We start from the raw sequence: 16,977 nt of genomic DNA, 5'->3' as shown, positions 1-16,977 counted from the left end.
ATTACCATAACCCCTGTTCCGACTTGCGTGCCAGACGGTTAAAAATATAGAGCAGCACAAACCCGATGACCGACTGGAACAGTCCGATCGCCGTGGTGACGCTGTACTGTCCCTGCAGTACGCCCGCCCGGTATACATAAGTCTCGATAATATCGCCGACCGAATAGGTCATTGGCGTCAGCAGGTTGTAGATCTGGTCAAAGCCCAGCTCCAGAAAGTTGCCGATGTTCAGCAGGAAGAGCACCAGAATCGTAGGCGCCATGGATGGAATGGTGATATACATGATCTGCTTCCACCGGTTCGCCCCGTCCATAACTGCGGCTTCATACAAATTGGGATTGATGCCGGCAATCGCTGCGAGATAAATAATCGTGCCCCAGCCGACTTCCTTCCAAATGCCCGACACCACCACGATGGAGCGGAAAAAGCCTTCCTGCTGCATGAACAGAATGGGTTCCAGACCGAACAGTCCCCGCAGCTGGTTCACCATCCCTTGGGACGACAGCAATTCGAAGACGATACCGCCGACGACGACCCATGAGAGGAAATGCGGCAGGTAAAACAGGCTCTGGAGCGTACGTTTCGCCAGCATCAGCCTGACTTCATTGAACAGCAGCGCCAATATGATCGGTGCCGGAAATCCGAATACCAGCTGATACAAGGCGATCAGGGCGGTGTTACGCAGGACGATGTAAAAGTCCGGGTATGTGAACAGATAGATGAAATTATCGAACCCTACCCATGGACTTCCCTGAATCCCGTTAAAAATCTGATAGTTCTGAAATGCAATCATGCTCCCTGCCAGCGGTACGTATTTGAACACAATATAGTACACGATACCTGGAGCAATCATCAGATACAGCATCCACTGCTTCCGCAAATGGGATAGTATCCGGTTCTTCGTCTGACGTTCCGTGCGGGCTTCCGTATGAGCGGGTTGCCCCTGTTCCGCTGGAACCGGTGCTGTGGACATGGCTGCCTAGCCTCCCTTCCTTGTTGTCACCGACATCGTACCCTTCAGCGTCCAGCCTGCACAATCATTACATCTTCCAAGGAATGCGCAAATCTGTGAATCCGCGGTATAACAGCGTTTATGGCACATTGGACAGAAATGGGATGGAAGGATGGTTAGGTACCTGGAAGAATGGTGTGTGCTAAAATCAAAGACCCCTGACCGGAAAATAAGGTCAGAGGTTTATTTGGAATACAGTTTCAGGTTGGCGGAAATCAAGGCTTGTACTCCTCGATCGCACCCTGGACATGCTTAAGCCGGAGGGTTTCCCGTTCGATGACAGCTTTTCGCTTGGCTTTCAGGATCATCTGCTCAATATCAGCAAAGCTGCAGGCTGCCAGCTGTTCACTGGCCCACGAAATGACCTCTGGATCACAAGGGAATTCCCCAATCAAGAGTCCGATATAGCTCATACGTTCTGCCTGCTTGGGCAATGGGTATACAAGTCTGGTATCAAACCGGCGCCAGATTGCCTGGTCCAGGTCCTTTTCTAAATTCGTAGCCGCCATAATCACGCTTCGATCACCGAAGTCATCCAGGCATTGAAGCAGAGTATTGACCGCGCGCGCCATTTCTTTAACCTCATCATTGTTATCTCTTGTACGGGCAATGGCATCGAATTCGTCAAGGAACAAAACACAGGGAAATGTTCTGGCATAATCAAATATTTTACGGATGCTGCTCCCGGTTTCACCCAGATGGCTGTGGATAATGGCATCCAGGCGAACCAGAACGAGCGGAAGGTCCAGCGATTTAGCCATGTAGAACGCCGTTAAGGTTTTGCCGGTGCCCGGCGGGCCGTACATGACGATTTTATTAGGAATCGGAACGCCATGGTTCTCAAATTCCTCCCGCATGCCCAGGATCTCAATAAACTCATCCACGATTCGTTGGTTGACCTCAGGCAGGATTAAATGTCTGACCTTCTTGGAACATTCTTTGGGCAAATATACGTCCGCCATATCCATGCCTTTCGCGCGTGGAAGGCGCTGGGCTGTGCTGTTTTTACTCATTGCCATGGCAGCGGGTTCTCGAACTGCTCCCAATCCATCGACATTTCTTCATCGGTGAGCAGACAGCGGTCGAGTACAGCTTCCGTATCTTCTTGCTTCAGGTCTATACCGATCAGCACCAATTCGGTTTGCCGATCTCCCCATTGCGGATCCCATTTTGTCCGAACATCGTCTTCGGCAGCCAAAATTTCTTCCCGCTCTGCTTCAGGCAGTGCGGCTACCCACAATCCTGCGGGGCCAAATTGTATCGAGGGTCCGGCCTGGCTTAAGCTTGCCGCGGCATCTCCAGCTGCCGCAAGCCATATTAACCCCTTAGCCCGAACGACCTGCTCCGGCCAATCGCCCATATATTCTGCCAGTCTTGCCGGATGAAACGGTCTTCGGCGTCGGTACACGAAGGAGCTGATGCCGTATTCTTCGGTCTCCGGTGTATGTGACTCCTTCTGCAGCTCCTGAATCCAGCCGGCTGACATGCTTACACGCTCCAGATCAAACAAGTCGGTATTCAGTATCTCAGCCGGATCAATCTCTCCATGACGGGTACGGATGAGCTTGGCACCAGGCTGCAGCTTCCGAAGGACAGCCTCCAGCTTGTTCAGCTCGTCTTCCTCCACAAGATCACATTTATTCAGAAGCAGGACATCACAGGTTTCGATCTGGTCTATTAACAGATCGACAACATCGCGGGTGTCGTCTTCCCTTGCGCTTTGATTGCGGTCAAGCAAACTTTGCCCTGAGGCGAAATCGTGCCAGAACCGGTTGGCATCCACTACAGTGACTAAGCAATCAAGCCTTGCCAGATGCGTTAAGTCTATGCCTGTTTCTTCATCCGCATAGGTAAAAGTCTGCGCTACCGGAATCGGCTCGCTGATCCCCGTGGATTCAATCAATATGTAGTCAAATCTCCCCTCGTTCACCAGCTTTTCGATTTCCTGCATTAAGTCATCACGCAGTGTGCAGCATATGCAGCCATTGGTCATCTCGACCAGCTTCTCCTCGGTCCGCGACAAGCTTGCCTCTCCTTTGACCAGCGCAGCATCGATATTAATCTCACTCATGTCATTTACAATGACAGCCACCTTCAAGCCTTGGCGGTTATTTAGTACATGATTGAGCACGGTCGTTTTACCTGAGCCCAGATAGCCGCTGAGCACCGTGACGGGAATTTTATTTTGGGTCATGATTGATCTGCTCCGTTATATATCCTTTTTTATGTTTTATTCGTAATATTTACGATTTACATTGATTAATATAATTTGTATTGTTCATTCTGTCAAACGAGAACATAAAAAAACCGATGAAGACTCAGGAGATCATCCTGCGCTTCTATCGGTTTTTGCAGTGTAGAAGGGTGAAGTGACCGACGGAGAACGTCCCCGTTAGAACTCTACCAGCTTAAGGATCCAGCTCATTTTGATTTCGTCTTTTTCAGCATCACTTATCGCTGCAGGCATCTCCAGAAACTGTTCATGCTCCGGCAGTTTAGGCAGCTGCCTCCTCACGATCTGGTCTGCATTGGCATCCTCCCAGTATTGCGGGAAAAGATAATCTATGCCGTCCAAGGACCTGTGCACATAAAATGAAAACTCTATTCCCTTGACCACAGCGTAGGCATGCCCCCGAATTCTCGGTTCACAAAAGACATGGCATCCTTTTAATCGCTGCAGCGAATACTGGAAGCCATTGATTTGAGATTCGGTGAGGTGGTAGTCATCCAAATAATACTTGTCCGAGATCCGGTTAAAGTTGGTGTCGATGGTACGGTAGTTCAGAATAACCTCGGCGCCTTTATGAAGTACAGGGTCAAAATAATCCTTTTGCAAGCCGCCCTTATTCTTGGCCAAGCGGTCTTGAACCAGCGCATGGATGTTGCTGTGATCCAGATTGTGGCCGAATGTGAGCAGCAATGTTCTCCTCTTTTCCATTTTATACAGCACCTCACTTCCTATGATAGGGTTCATTTCTTCCTAAATTCAGCTGCCTGATCCTGTGATTAATCCCTCATTTAATTGGAACATATTTCAATATTAAGACTGTTGAAAGGAGTGAATATGAAAAAAACTTTAATTTTTTTCTGTAAGGATGAAAGACAAGCATACGGGATTATGAAAGAGAACTAGCAAGCATATTAGCGTTTATTAAATTCAGTTTTCTCTGTATGTTCGCTATAAACTTTGTTTTTATTTGAGATCGATTTCATTCTTTGTTATCATGTCGATGTTGTCGAAATAACAAAACGACTGTCGAATTTCGTCAAGTAGTGTCTACATTTCTGCAGAATGTGAGCCGGAATCTAAACGACTATCTAGAGGGGAAACGAAAAATGAAGAAAATGAAAATATGGTTGGTTTTTGCAAGTTTAGCAGCATTACTAGTATTAGGAGCATGTTCTTCCAGCCCTGCTGAGGGTGATGAAATATCCGTAGGAGAGCAGGTTGATTATACGATCACTGGAACTGATCCGGGCTCTGGTCTTATGAGACTTTCAGCTCAGGCTATGGAAGATTATAACTTATCTGAGTGGACTTTAACAGAAGGCTCGGCCGCTGGCATGACAGCTCAGCTCGACAAGGCTTATAAAAATAAGGAGCCTATTGTCTTTGTGGCCTGGTCTCCACACTGGATGTTCAACAAATATGATTTGAAATATTTAGATGACCCGAAACTGACTTACGGTGAACCAGAAGAAATTCACACCATTGCTCGACTGGGACTGCAGGATGATCATCCGGTGGCTTATGAGTTTCTGGACCGCTTTAACTGGGCATCTGATGACATGGGAGAAGTCATGGTCGATATCCAGAATGGCATGGAACCGGAAGAAGCTGCCGCTAAATGGGTCAATGAAAATACAGATAAGGTGCAGGAATGGATTGATGGTCTGGAGCCCGTAGACGGTGATCCTTTTGCACTTAGTTATGTAGCATGGGATTCCGAGCTTGCAAGCACCAATGTGGTTCGCTATGTGCTGGAAGAGAAGCTGGGTTACGAAGCAAAAGCACTGCAGGTAGAGATTGGCCCCATGTGGCTCGGTGTCGCCAACGGTGATGTGGATGCCATTGTAGCAGCCTGGCTGCCTATCACTCATTCCGATTATTGGAAAGAGTACGGAGAGCAGCTCGATGATCTGGGAGCTAATATGGTTAATGTAAAATCCGGTTTGGCTGTCCCTGCTTATATGGAAGATGTGAATTCAATCGAGGATCTGCAATCTTGACCGAAGGCTAAAGAAAAGGTGTCTCTGACTGTTCAGGGACACCTTTTCTTATACAGCAATCTGCCTTCAATGAGCCTGATCCCTTTCATACGCCGTCTCCTTTTGCAGCTTTTATCACAGCATACAAAACGCTGTCCTTTCAACTGCAGCAATTCTTTGTCAAAGGGCATGAGCAGAAAGAAAACAGGCAGGACAAGGTGAATCCTTGTCCTGCCTGACTCATATGGGTTGTTGGATCGGCAGACCCGGATTTTCGATGTACCGGCCTGCCGAATATGATAAAACAAGGTGTGAGGTATGGGTTTGTTGGTATCTGATTGGTCGTGTTGTATGTGGTATCTGGTATCTTCCGATTGCTGAAACAGATTACGGTATCCAGCTGTTTGTTATCGGGTCAGTGTAACTCCATGCGTATTCTTATCATAGCTTACTTTCCAGTCCAGCAATTCCGCCATAAAGCGAAGCGGTACCTGAACACGTCCGTCACGGATCATAACATCCTTACCAATGTTCAGCTTTTGTTCATTCAGCTCAACGTAATCGACGCCTGGCCAGAATGCGGCCTTATCTTCCCCGATCATCACCCAAGCCGTCTTGGTCTTGTTGTTCCAGCTGATGTCGGCTTGAATCGCTTCACTCAAGAAACGAAGCGGTACATAGGTTGTGCCTTTGTCTACAAACGGTGTTACATCCATCTTGATCTGCTTGTCATCGACTTTGATGATATGATCATTAATGCCGAGCCAAATCTTCATCGGACCCATAGGCTCCGGTGTCACGGTACCGCCAAATTTCTCTGGCATTTGCGTCACGATAGCTCCGGACAGAGCCTCACCAATGTCAAACATACGCCCATGGCCTTCCTCAAAAGCTTGATATGCTTGTGCATACTGCTTGTTCTTGAAGTTGTTCACTACATTAATAACATCCTGCTCATGTGCCATAAGCACATTGGTTGCAGTGGCAGCCGGAAGATTATTTTCTGTTGCTGCTGCCAGGAAACCGCCAAGCTCCATCGGGAAATCCTTCAGGACATTGTCCTGTGCTTGCTGAATGTCATTCATGTTACCACTGCGGATAGCTTCACCAATACTGGTGCTGTCTTTGTACTGACTGGAGAAGATTTTCGCGAACTGGTCTGCACCCGCCTTACCGTACAGCGACTGGATGGCCGGCACCATTTCATTCGCATTGGCTTCCAGCATGTCTGCTGCCACGCCTGCATCCGCAGCCTGTTGATACTGCTTCAGTGAAGTCATAACCTGATAATTAAAGTGTGCACCGAGAAGCTGACTGAACGTCGCACGCAAATCGGCAGCCGGTGTATCGACCTTCGTATGATCAAACTTCTCCGGCATCTGCTTCACGATGGCACCGGATAAAGCTTCACCGATGACGAACATGCGCTTGTAGCCTTCATCATATGCTTGATACGCTTCTTCATAGTTACCGTTGATATAGTTGTAGAAGACGTCCTGCACATCCTTCTCATGCGCCATCAAGACTTGGGTCGCCGTGCCGGCCGGCAGGTTTCCACCTGTAGCGGTACTCAGGAAGCCGCCCAGTTCTGATGGGAAGTCTTGGAGGAGCTCATCCTTCACTCTGTTCTCTTCATTCATATTTTTGCTGCGAACAGCCATTCCGAGACCTGCACTGTCTTCATATTGGGATGAGAAAATTTCTTCGAATTGCTTCGCGCCTTCCGCTCCGTACAGAGACTGTACCGCTTTGACCATTTCCTCTGCGTTAGCCTCCAGCATGTCCTGGGCCAGATCAGCGTCTTCCGCGTTCTGGTATTCCTTGAGCGTCGTCATCACCTGGTATTCAAAGTGCGCCGCCAGCAGTTCGCTGAACGTCATCCGCAAATCCGCCGCGGGTGTCTTTACCGTAGGTGTAACCGATGCTGCAGACGCGCTTGGTGCAGGAGCAGCCATCGCCATCGAGGGAACCAGCAGCACCGCTGCCATGCATGTACCTAATACTTTTTTCAGCTTCATCTTGTTCTCATCTCCTTAGTGTGTGGTGATCTTGTCCTAACTTACGAAGGGTTTTGAAGTTTGGATCACCTTAAGGAGAAAAAACTTTATTTTTGTCGGAGTATCTGCTGTCCAAGATCCGTTTCCTGGGCCAATTGAGTTGAAATTTCAATTCCTTTTGTTGAGTTAATTTCATTCTCATTCGAACAATCAACAGCTCAACTTTTAATAAACACAATTTTTACACCGATGATCTGGCTTTGGTCGTTCACTGCCTTGTACACACCATAGGCTCCATCACCAATTCCGGTTCGTGATACCGCGCCACCGTCCAGGACCCCCGCTTCTTCTCCGCTTTCGGTAATATCACAGCAGATATCGTACCAATTCGTATCTCCGGCAGGGTTGTCCTGTGGCGCAGCTGCATCCGCAATCCGGTATTTGGACACATCGAAAACTCCGGCCTGCCCGCTGTCCACACCGGCGATAAAAGGACACTTGATCCAAGCCAACGTTTCTTTTTGTGCTGCTGCAGATTCGTGATATACCGTTAACTTGGCGTTTGCTTCGCCCCAGTCAGGGAGCTCTATTTTCTCAACCTCAGAAGCCCACGTTCCATTTAAGGCAGGCTCCAACACACCCATAATGATGCTGTTTGTGTCCAAGTCATTACAAGGGTCCGCTGCAACCAGCTGTCCAGAGCTTACTTCGAAATTACCTAATGAAATGATCAATGAGAATTCCTCCTGTTGTAAAAAATGTTCAGTTACATTCTACAATACCCTGCCTCTCGCTCACATGGTTCATGAATATGGGTGGAGCGCCGCTCGTATCCTTTTTGTCCCAGCAGCTAATCATAATGTCAATATCCTTCAGGATGCCAGCCACCCAGTATGTTAAATACCCGGTATTCTGAAGCCTCCTTAGCAGTCAGCTGCCGGGACCAGGCTGCCCGAGACTGTGGATTGGCACCAGGGCCGGTGCTTTCAAATTCTTCGTATCGACTGGTGCGTTCTCTGTCCGGCTGCCCCCAATTATGCCAACCTTCAGGAATGATAGAGTTGTCCATAACGGTTCGGATAAAGGCAGTATGGGCATAAGACCGCCATGGACGCCCAAGATAGACCTCTCCTACACCTTCTCCGCTGGTAATCTCACAGTCCAAGAATACGTATCCGAACGATGTACCCTCCGGTGTCGAGGCAGCTGTAATGTAACCTCGTGACCGCTTAGTATGTATTTGGCAATGATCAAAGACCGCGGTAGCTGCGCCGAAAATATAGTCTACATCGCCTTCAATATAGCATTCATTATAATATTGTTTTCCCTGTCCAGTATAAAGCGTATCCTGATCTCCAAGCAGTCTAACCCTGCGAAAAACAGCATAACCCGCATTCACAAACGCAGCTACCGCCTGTCCGGTCCCCGGTCCAGAGGCATTGCGAATGGTCAAATTTTCCGCCGTAAACCGCTCTGCAAACACATTCAGGGTGCCTGAACGGAACGTACCAAGCGGCTCCCCATCCGGACCCAGTGTATGGGCGTTATCCGACCAGCTCAGTATAGTGGACTGCGGATCTTCACCCAACAGAAGAATCGGCGGGGCACCTGAGGCAACCGTCACTTTCTCTTCGTATACTCCGGGCTTGATTCGTATCGTGACCACAATATCATGCTCTTCCGGTATGTTGTCTAGTGCCTCCTGCAGAGTAAGGCAGTCGCCCGTTCCGTCTTTTGCAACTGTAATCAGCATATTAATAAACCCCTTCCTGTTCATCCAATTTAATTTTATTAGGTGCGATCTCTCCTGCTGTCTATACTGCTGAAATGCGGCAATTAAGCATCCCCCATTATATCCCTTCTGATTTCCTTATTCCTCTACTTTTGATGTTTTTATATATCTTTTTAATACTTTTTTGCTTTATAGTAAGTTTATGCATCCATACCCATTGTCAATCGTTAACCACCCCCATTAGAATGGGTGTATTAGCATTAAAGTAAAGGGGCGACCATCATGCGGAAGAAGAAGCTGTTCACACGGTTTTTTATGAGCCTGACCTTAATTTCCGTATGCTGCATTCTAGTGCTGGCCATAGCTATTTTTTACTGGTACCGAAATCTTACAATCCATAATGTAGATAAGGCTAATCAGAGTGTGCTGCTGAATACTGAAACCGTTTTTATGAACTATAAAGAGATTGTACAGAACTACACGATGGACTTCTATGCCAACCCCAATATCCATGCACTAATGATGAGTGGTGATACAGAATGGAGCGACCAGCTCTACAGCGCACTAAGTCAAATTCGCGGTGCACTCGTCGTAAATACGTTTCTCGAGAATGCTTACATATTCGGAGTTGAAGCACCTGTTACGGTATTTGAGAATATGCCCCTAAGCCCGGAATCCAAGCAGGAACTGTTCGATCGGATTCGAGAGAGCCGCATCGAAGAGTCGCCGTTTCTGTGGCAGGCTGTACTAAACAATGGGGTCCCTGTAACGTTCTTAACTGTTTTTTATAATGACCGCGCTTTCACAGACAGTGCTTATTATGGTGCTGTGGCCATAACCGTTAATTTGAGCAAGCTGCAGAACCATCTGTTCTCTCAGCGGGATGATGAGAAAACACGCTATGCCGTACTTGACGATACCGGAGCAGTATTGATGCACAATCAAGGCACGGGCAGGGATTTTGAGACAGAAATGATTCAGCGTATTTCTGCCTCGGACACAGAGAGGGGTTCTTTCGTCTGGAAGGGCAGCACCGAGCCGCTGCTCATCACCTACGTGCATTCGCCGAAGGATAATTTATGGTTCGTATCAGAGACTTCCTATAAAGATAGCATTCGAGACATTTCCAACGCCCGCAATCTCATCATCGTCTTATGTCTCACTCTCATTGCCGCTGCAGCTACCAGCTCCTATTTGATTTCCCGGCGGATGTATCAGCCGATCGGCCGCTTGTTCGGCAACATTGTGCATATTTCCGGCAATCAAGAGGTTCTGAAGACAGGTGACGACTTTCATGCCGCATTCCGGGAACTGGAGACCATCGGAACCAGACTGGAACAGCTGCGGAAAGAGAATGACGACAGCGCCCTGCTTCGCTGGCTGCTAGCCCCCCAAGGAGGTCCTGACCAAAGTGATGCATGTATACATTTGACCTTACCTGACAGCGCCTATTTCGTATGTGTATTGTATATTCATGAAAATGATGAGGCCGAGAGTTTGAAGGCTGCCTGTGAACATGTTGTGAGCCAGATTCAAAGCGCCTTTGGCCAGTGGGCTGAGATTCGCACGTTCCGCCCCCATGAGCATACTGCTGTGCTGATTATCAGTGAGCTGGCAGAAGGCACCTTTGAAGATGAATCGAATTTACGCTGCCAGTGGGAAGTGCTGGCGTCCCATGCCGGTGATTTTCATTACTCGCTTGGAATCAGCACTCTAACGAGTGATACCCGCCTACTCAAGCAGAAATACGAGGAAGCTTCCGAGTGCCTGCAGATCGTTAAATTCCATGAACATCGATCCATGTTTTTCGCTAAAGACACGGTCCAACTGGATAGTAATGCCATCCCAGACAGTTCATTAGAACCGGTGCTTCAAGAGGTACGTCAGGATGGTCAACCGGAATGCATCCTTCAAAAGTTAGAGTGTTTGCTTGCTGTGGCTTCCGGTTACCGTCCCGTATCCGCCACCGCTGCCTTAGCTAAATTGGCCCTGGAACTGAGCCGCACAGCCGAGCTCAAAGCAGATTGCCGCGACACTGGTTTTCTCGATTATTACCAGCATATCTGGCGAATGGAGAGCTATTATGAACTGCGGAACTGGTTTGAGGAATGCTGCCGCTCCGCAGCTGAACGCATTCGCAGCATGGCCGCTGTCCAAACACGAAATCTCGCTGGCGAAGCAATCCAATATATTGAAGAACATTTTGACGACCCGAAACTTTCTTTAAATGTTCTCGCTGAGAAGCTGTCCATCAGTTCAGCATATCTCGGCCGGCTTATTGCAGAGGAAACAGAAAGCAGTTTTCCTGATCTGGTGAATATGCACCGACTGGAACAAGCACAGGTGCTCCTTATCTCCCAGCCTGATCTTGATATTCGCAAAATTGCGGAACAGGTCGGTTACAACAGCGGTACTTACTTTACAACTCTTTTCAAGAAACGCTATGGTGTTACACCATCCAAGTGGAGAATGAACCACATTTTGAATCAGCAGGATTAATATTTTCATTCCATAGGACGCTCTGGTGCCTTTCGCGGCTGGAGGTCCTTTTTTATATTTATGCAGCCTCCTCCCTTAAAAAAGCCTTCTTATACTGTTCTTATACTGTTCTTATACTGTTCTTTTACTGTTCTTTTACAGAATAATTGTGTTTTTTTCGTTTTTTTAAGCCCAGAATTCTCATTTATTTAAACTTTACGACTTAATTTTGATAGCGTTTTCAAGGTTGTAGTTTTATGATTTTGCATGTAAACGTTATCACGTTCTTCTGAACGAAACTTGATCAAGAAGACATCTTAAAGGAGTGGGAGGCATCATGATGCAAAAGGCACCACCGGCGAGGGAAGGCAGCGTGTCTGGAAAGCCCCGTCTGAAGATTCACAACATTATAAAGTCTCTGAAAAATGACGGTTCGCTTTATCTGCTCGCTCTGCCGGGTATCATCGTTCTAATAATGTTCGCGTACCTGCCGATGAGCGGTTTGATTCTCGTCTTCAAGAATTACAACTTTAATGACGGCATATTTGGCAGTCCATGGGCGGGTTTCTCAAACTTTGAGTTCTTTTTCTCCAGCATGGATGATGCGCTGAGAGCAACACGCAATACGGTCATGCTGAACGTGCTGTACATGATTACGGGTACATTCTTTTCCGTAGCTATTGCCATCATTCTAAACGAGCTTCGCAGCAAGTGGTTCATCAAAGTTACCCAAAGCATCATGTTCTTTCCCTATTTCATCTCTTGGATTATTATTGGTGCTATTCTTTTTTCACTGCTCGACTACGATAAGGGACTCATGAATCAGCTGCTGACTGCATTTGGCATCACACAGATCGATTGGTATTCCAGTCCCTGGCTGTTTGTCATTGTACTGGTACTGGCTAACATCTGGAAGGCTACAGGTTACGGTGCCATCATTTATTATGCGGTACTGCAAGGAGTCGACACTTCCTATTACGAAGCTGCGCGAATTGATGGAGCATCACGCTGGCAGACGATTACGAAAATTACGTTACCTCTGCTCATACCATCCATTATTTTAATGACATTGCTCAGTATTGGAGGCATGCTCAAAGGCGACCTCAGTATGATTATGGGTGTCACCTTTCTTAATCCGCTGCTGCTGCCAACCACTGACATCATTGATGTGTACGTCTATCGAACCGCTATCCGTTCCGGCGAATTCGGGTTCGCTTCTGCGATTACACTCTATCAATCCATCTTTGGCTTAGTGTTAGTGCTGGTTGCGAACAAGCTGGCCGGCTGGTACGACAAAGACAGCAAACTATTTTAGGAGACGATCATATGCCCATCACCGAAAATAAAGGATTACTTGTATTCTTCTATGTCATTATTGCCTTGTTCTCTGCGGTTTGTCTTATCCCGTTTATACTAGCCGTCTCCGGCTCGCTGTCGACGGAATCACGTATTGCTGCGGAAGGTTATTCCTTCTGGCCCCGTGGCTTTACACTGGAGACCTACCAGTTCCTGTTCGGCTCCAAGGCGAAGGAGATTATTCAAGCTTATTCGGTATCGGTCATCGTTACCGTACTGGGCACCGTCTCTGCAGTGCTGGTGACTACTGCCTATGCCTATGTGATTTCCGTAAAAAGCTTCCGTTACAGAAACGTGCTCTCCTTCTTTGCTTACTTCACCATGCTGTTCAGTGGCGGAACGCTCCCTTGGTTCCTGCTCAGCACAAAATATTACCATCTTAGTGATACATTGGCCGGCTTGTTCGTTCCATATTTACTGAGCGTCTTCCTGATGTTTCTTATGACCAACTACTTTCGGAGCATTCCGCATGAGATTGTGGAATCCGCCCAGATTGATGGTGCGGGCCATATGCGAATCTTCATCAGTATTATGCTTCCTCTTGGCCGTGTGGGACTCGTAACGATCTCTCTGTTCTATGCCCTGCAGTTCTGGAATGATTTCTTCTTGCCACTCATGCTGGTATCGGACCAGGGTCTCTATACCATTCAATTCCTTATGTACAATATGATGGCCAATATCCAGTTTCTCGCTTCCGGCAATGCCGCTCAGATCGGAGGAATTCCGGTTGCCCCACCGCTGGAGACAGCCAAGATGGCAATGACTTGTCTAACCGTCCTTCCTATTGCCATACTATATCCGTTTCTTCAGCGTTTTTTTGTCAAAGGTATCGTCGTTGGGTCAGTTAAAGGCTGATCCCTCTCTCATTAACCTTAATCAGGTTGCAACAAGTCAAGCTCCCTTTCCCCATCATGATTATAATAACTTCAAAGGGAGCGAGGCTTGCAATAAATATATTCCAATTTAGGAGGGTTTATTATGACAAAAAGAAAAAGCTGGTTCTGCCTGCTCTTAGCGGCTTTAATGCTGCTGAGCGCTTGTTCATCCAGCAAAAATGAGAGCGCTGCCCCTGGAAGCAATGAGAACAGCTCTGGTGAATCAAGCAGCGGTCTGGCCCCTGCCAAGCTTAAGATCGTTCTCTATGGAGACGAGTCCAGCCGGATGAAAGAACTGGCCCGGACAGAATTTTACGATGTGATCAAGAAGGAAATTAACGCCGAAGTCGAGTTTCAATTCCTGCCCTATACCGAATACGGCGGGGGCAAAACAGACCTGATGCTGTCTACAGGCGAGGACTTCGCCACCTATACAGACTCCAACTATACAATTAAATCAGTGGCCAAAGGACTGTATACGGACTTAACTCCTTACATGGATGCCCTTACGGATCTAAAGAAACATGTGGATGAAGCTTCATTCCGGGATTTTCAGCTTGGAGGCAAGCAATACGCGATTCCGGTCGGCAATAAAGCGAACTCTGCATCATTTTACAGCGTTCTGGTCCGGCAGGATCTATTGGAAGAGGTCGGCATGACAGAAATCACTTCGCTTGAAGAGCTGGAGAAGTTCTATGATGAGGTGCATAAGATCCATCCTGAGCTGGTCGGTTATCCTGGCGCAGATGCCCGCCGTATACTTCTCTATGATTACACCGATATGAATCTATACTGGCAAAATGAATTTATTGCATTGGACGAATCCGCTGAAGACGATCAAATCATCAGCTGGTTTGAAACCGAGGAGTTTAAGGATTACGCTAATCTGATGCGCGGCTGGTACGAGAAAGGAATCATCCCTAAATATGCAGCCACCAATGTCCCTCAGCTGCAATCCGACTGGAATTCTGGTAAAGGGATGTTCTGGTCCGGCACCGCCTCGAGGCCATTCGAAGGGGCAGCTTCCATTTCTAAAGCCGTACCCGACGCCAAGCTGGTCAACTATTTCCTCGGCACCGGTCGTCCGAAGATCAGCCGCGGCAGCTATAACACCGCCTTCTTTGTCTCCGCGGGTGCCAAGGATCCGGAGCGTTACATGATGTTCTTTAACATGCTGCAAAAGAATCAGGAGCTGTACGATCTGTTTGCTTACGGTATTGAAGGGACCGATTACACCATTGATGCAAATGACCGGCTGACCCGGCTGACAACAGATTCATTAATCCCGGATTGGCTGTTAATGAACAACAGCTTCATGCGCTTTGACACTACTGTTCCAGATGATATTATTGAGAGCTTCAAGACCTGGGATGAAGGATCGATTCTCTCCAAGGGAGCCGGATTCAACTTCGACAACACTTCAGTGAAGAATGAAGAGACGAAGCTGAACGGAGTATTAACTGAATATATGGCACCGATTGGCAGTGGATTCAGTGATTATGATACAGCCTATCCTAAAGCACTAGAGAGACTTAAAGCAGCTGGTATCGATAAATATATCGCTGAATATCAGAAGCAGTTCTCGGCGTGGTATGCCGAGCAGAATAAAGATAAATAAACGCGGCATCATCTTTTAAAATATTTAATCCTACCATACGATAACTGCATTCTACTAGAATACTGCTTCATCTAAACGCTGTTAGTTAACAGAAGTGCGCCCCTCACCGGGGCGTACTTCTTTATCTGTATAATGTAGGCGATCTTTAAGTGCTAAAAGAACGATTGCATGCGCTCCATGGCTATGACGCTAGTGCTAACGACTTTTCATTGATTAGACAAGCTTTTCAGCCTGTTAACGATTTGTTCAAGACTGCCGAAGCTGTTCATCACCTCATCACTAAGCTGCTTCTGTTCTTCTATACTGGACAATATCTCCTGAACCGCAGCGGTGGACTGCTCTGTCACGCTTGAAACAGAAGTCACTTCTTGAACAACCTTTTCGGAAGACTGCTGCAGCAACTTCATTCTGCTTTCCACCTCAGAGGCCTGAATCTGTACATTGCTAACATTATTAGTGCTTTCATTTAACAGCTCTGCCGATCGGGATACTGAATCTTGACTTGAAAGGATAGCTTCATTCCCTTGGGACACTTGTTCTGCCAGCTGTTGCGTCTTATTCCGAATGGTTTCAAGAATCCCAGATATCTCGGAAGAAGAATGTAGAGATTTTGTCGCCAGCTTTCTGACCTCTTGAGAAACTACAGCAAAACCTTTCCCATGTTCACCGGCTCTAGCCGCTTCAATCGCCGCATTTAACGCCAACAATTTGGTCTGGTTTGCCATTTCGGCGATCGTTTCAGAAATATTGGAAACTTGTTCATTTTGTTTATTTAATTCTGTCATGGATGTCACAATTGAAGCCATAATCTGATTTACAGATTTCACCTGTACGGTCAAGTCTTGGACATGGTCATTTCCCGAGGAGGTTATCTCCATAGTATGACCCGACAATCGATTCATTGACCTGGTGCTCTGTGCAGCTTCGTAAATATCCTGATACGAGGCTTTCATGGTTTCCGAAATATCCGAAACGCTCATCGCCTGAGATTCAATACCCTTTGCCACCTCAGAAAAAGCGCCAGCAAGCTCATTCATTAGTCGGCTCGATTGCGCGACATTGTCTTTAAGATTGCCATAAAACTCATTAAGATGACCGATCGAGTCTTTAATGTCATTCAGTAAATGATCCACTTGATCCTTGGCCTGCTTCACTTCTTGATTCCTTGTCTCGGCACTTACAAACAAATTTTCACTCAGCCTCGCTACCCAGACAGCAATAGCAGTAAACAGTGTGATCATTAGAAGGAGAGTTGCTGCAGTATCGAGGGTTAGTTGACTGAATGAAATATTAGTGATAATAGAAATAATGGTCATAAGCCCGTACGCCAGGACAGGCCTATAACTTGGATATATAAGAAAGAGGGCTATTGTTAAGTAATACTTCTCTCCAGTCAAACTCGAATCCCCCCAGCTGCTGACAAACAAAATCAACACAAAAACAGCTGCAATAAGGTATGGAATTTGTTTAACAAGCAGCTGCATCCGGTTCACTATAACTAATGCGGCAGCAAAAATCAGACCGATCCCAATTGTAATAAGTGATTGATATGATTCCATAACCATTGCAAATACTACAAATATAGAAAGCATGACTAATATTAAATTCGTAATCATCTTGTTTCTACTCAGATATACTTTATCTATTTCCTGCAATGAAAACCCCTCCAGTAAATGCTGTTAAACTTGTCTACATTTATT

The 16,977-nt window shown here is 47.0% G+C and carries 14 protein-coding genes; 6 read left to right on the top strand and 8 right to left on the bottom strand.

The genetic code is table 11. The features are described 5' to 3' along the window. Position 1: 1 nt before the first annotated feature. From HII30_RS04395 to HII30_RS04380, 4 genes are all read right to left on the bottom strand, one after another. The gene (locus HII30_RS04395; protein WP_246246132.1) at positions 2-865 is read right to left on the bottom strand and encodes an ABC transporter permease; all 864 of its coding nucleotides are present in this window, start codon (positions 863-865) and stop codon (positions 2-4) included. Between the two features lie 362 nt (positions 866-1,227). Then, positions 1,228-2,025 (bottom strand): AAA family ATPase, encoded by a 798-nt coding sequence (locus tag HII30_RS04390; RefSeq protein ID WP_169503799.1) that lies wholly within the window; start codon positions 2,023-2,025, stop codon positions 1,228-1,230. After that, a complete protein-coding gene (locus HII30_RS04385; protein WP_169503798.1) occupies positions 2,022-3,206 on the bottom strand; it encodes a GTP-binding protein in 1,185 nt (394 codons plus the stop codon). Before HII30_RS04385 ends, HII30_RS04390 begins: the two co-directional genes overlap by 4 nt. A 198-nt stretch (positions 3,207-3,404) precedes the next feature. Further along, on the bottom strand, positions 3,405-3,986 hold the full coding sequence (locus HII30_RS04380) for a hypothetical protein (RefSeq protein WP_246246101.1): 582 nt from the start codon (positions 3,984-3,986) through the stop codon (positions 3,405-3,407). A 371-nt stretch (positions 3,987-4,357) separates the two neighbouring features. On the opposite strand from HII30_RS04380, the gene HII30_RS04375 reads away from it, so the two are divergent. Further along, the gene (locus HII30_RS04375; protein WP_281363426.1) at positions 4,358-5,242 is read left to right on the top strand and encodes a glycine betaine ABC transporter substrate-binding protein; all 885 of its coding nucleotides are present in this window, start codon (positions 4,358-4,360) and stop codon (positions 5,240-5,242) included. 223 nt (positions 5,243-5,465) lie between these two features. Further along, a complete protein-coding gene (locus HII30_RS04370) occupies positions 5,466-5,645 on the top strand; it encodes a hypothetical protein (RefSeq protein ID WP_169503796.1) in 180 nt (59 codons plus the stop codon). On the opposite strand, the gene HII30_RS04365 is transcribed toward HII30_RS04370, so the two are convergent. From HII30_RS04365 to HII30_RS04355, 3 genes are all read right to left on the bottom strand, one after another. Beyond that, complete coding sequence (locus tag HII30_RS04365; protein ID WP_169503795.1) at positions 5,629-7,239, bottom strand: copper amine oxidase N-terminal domain-containing protein; 1,611 nt, start codon at positions 7,237-7,239, stop codon at positions 5,629-5,631. The genes HII30_RS04370 and HII30_RS04365 overlap by 17 nt on opposite strands. A 197-nt stretch (positions 7,240-7,436) precedes the next feature. Next, positions 7,437-7,952, bottom strand: a complete 516-nt coding sequence (locus tag HII30_RS04360) for a DUF4241 domain-containing protein (protein ID WP_169503794.1) — start codon at positions 7,950-7,952, stop codon at positions 7,437-7,439. A 128-nt stretch (positions 7,953-8,080) separates the two neighbouring features. Next, positions 8,081-8,971: a pectinesterase family protein gene (locus HII30_RS04355; RefSeq protein WP_169503793.1), complete on the bottom strand. Its 891-nt coding sequence runs from the start codon at positions 8,969-8,971 to the stop codon at positions 8,081-8,083. A gap of 261 nt (positions 8,972-9,232) precedes the next feature. Between HII30_RS04355 and HII30_RS04350 the strand changes: the two genes are divergently transcribed. The 4 genes from HII30_RS04350 to HII30_RS04335 all read left to right on the top strand — a co-directional run bounded on the left by HII30_RS04350 (position 9,233) and on the right by HII30_RS04335 (position 15,277). Further along, on the top strand, positions 9,233-11,449 hold the full coding sequence (locus tag HII30_RS04350; protein WP_169503792.1) for an AraC family transcriptional regulator: 2,217 nt from the start codon (positions 9,233-9,235) through the stop codon (positions 11,447-11,449). A 319-nt stretch (positions 11,450-11,768) separates the two neighbouring features. Further along, positions 11,769-12,743 carry an ABC transporter permease gene (locus HII30_RS04345; RefSeq protein ID WP_169503791.1) on the top strand — a complete coding sequence of 325 codons (975 nt, stop codon included), beginning with the start codon at positions 11,769-11,771 and terminating at the stop codon, positions 12,741-12,743. A gap of 11 nt (positions 12,744-12,754) precedes the next feature. After that, complete coding sequence (locus tag HII30_RS04340; RefSeq protein WP_169503790.1) at positions 12,755-13,639, top strand: carbohydrate ABC transporter permease; 885 nt, start codon at positions 12,755-12,757, stop codon at positions 13,637-13,639. 123 nt (positions 13,640-13,762) lie between these two features. Beyond that, the gene (locus HII30_RS04335; RefSeq protein ID WP_169503789.1) at positions 13,763-15,277 is read left to right on the top strand and encodes an ABC transporter substrate-binding protein; all 1,515 of its coding nucleotides are present in this window, start codon (positions 13,763-13,765) and stop codon (positions 15,275-15,277) included. A 206-nt stretch (positions 15,278-15,483) separates the two neighbouring features. Here HII30_RS04335 and HII30_RS04330 read toward each other — a convergent pair whose 3' ends face one another. Beyond that, entirely contained in the window at positions 15,484-16,932 is a 1,449-nt protein-coding gene (locus tag HII30_RS04330) for a methyl-accepting chemotaxis protein (protein ID WP_169503788.1), read from the bottom strand. Between the last annotated feature and the right edge of the window lie 45 nt (positions 16,933-16,977).

This window comes from Paenibacillus lemnae (genome assembly GCF_012933385.1).
GTDB classification, from domain to species: Bacteria; Bacillota; Bacilli; order Paenibacillales; family Paenibacillaceae; genus Paenibacillus_AQ; species Paenibacillus_AQ lemnae.
The sequence above is the reverse complement of the archived record's forward strand: the minus strand, read 5'-3'. Positions and strand labels throughout refer to the sequence as shown.

What these genes read in the sequence shown, in the direction of transcription:
- HII30_RS04350 (WP_169503792.1), top strand. Translation starts at nt 9,233, where the DNA reads ATGCGGAAGAAGAAGCTGTTCACACGGTTTTTTATGAGCCTGACCTTA.
- HII30_RS04380 (WP_246246101.1), bottom strand. Translation starts at nt 3,986, where the DNA reads ATGAACCCTATCATAGGAAGTGAGGTGCTGTATAAAATGGAAAAGAGG.
- HII30_RS04345 (WP_169503791.1), top strand. Translation starts at nt 11,769, where the DNA reads ATGCAAAAGGCACCACCGGCGAGGGAAGGCAGCGTGTCTGGAAAGCCC.
- HII30_RS04375 (WP_281363426.1), top strand. Translation starts at nt 4,358, where the DNA reads ATGAAAATATGGTTGGTTTTTGCAAGTTTAGCAGCATTACTAGTATTA.
- HII30_RS04335 (WP_169503789.1), top strand. Translation starts at nt 13,763, where the DNA reads ATGACAAAAAGAAAAAGCTGGTTCTGCCTGCTCTTAGCGGCTTTAATG.
- HII30_RS04395 (WP_246246132.1), bottom strand. Translation starts at nt 865, where the DNA reads ATGCTGTATCTGATGATTGCTCCAGGTATCGTGTACTATATTGTGTTC.
- HII30_RS04355 (WP_169503793.1), bottom strand. Translation starts at nt 8,971, where the DNA reads ATGCTGATTACAGTTGCAAAAGACGGAACGGGCGACTGCCTTACTCTG.
- HII30_RS04340 (WP_169503790.1), top strand. Translation starts at nt 12,755, where the DNA reads ATGCCCATCACCGAAAATAAAGGATTACTTGTATTCTTCTATGTCATT.
- HII30_RS04390 (WP_169503799.1), bottom strand. Translation starts at nt 2,025, where the DNA reads ATGAGTAAAAACAGCACAGCCCAGCGCCTTCCACGCGCGAAAGGCATG.
- HII30_RS04385 (WP_169503798.1), bottom strand. Translation starts at nt 3,206, where the DNA reads ATGACCCAAAATAAAATTCCCGTCACGGTGCTCAGCGGCTATCTGGGC.
- HII30_RS04370 (WP_169503796.1), top strand. Translation starts at nt 5,466, where the DNA reads ATGGGTTGTTGGATCGGCAGACCCGGATTTTCGATGTACCGGCCTGCC.
- HII30_RS04365 (WP_169503795.1), bottom strand. Translation starts at nt 7,239, where the DNA reads ATGAAGCTGAAAAAAGTATTAGGTACATGCATGGCAGCGGTGCTGCTG.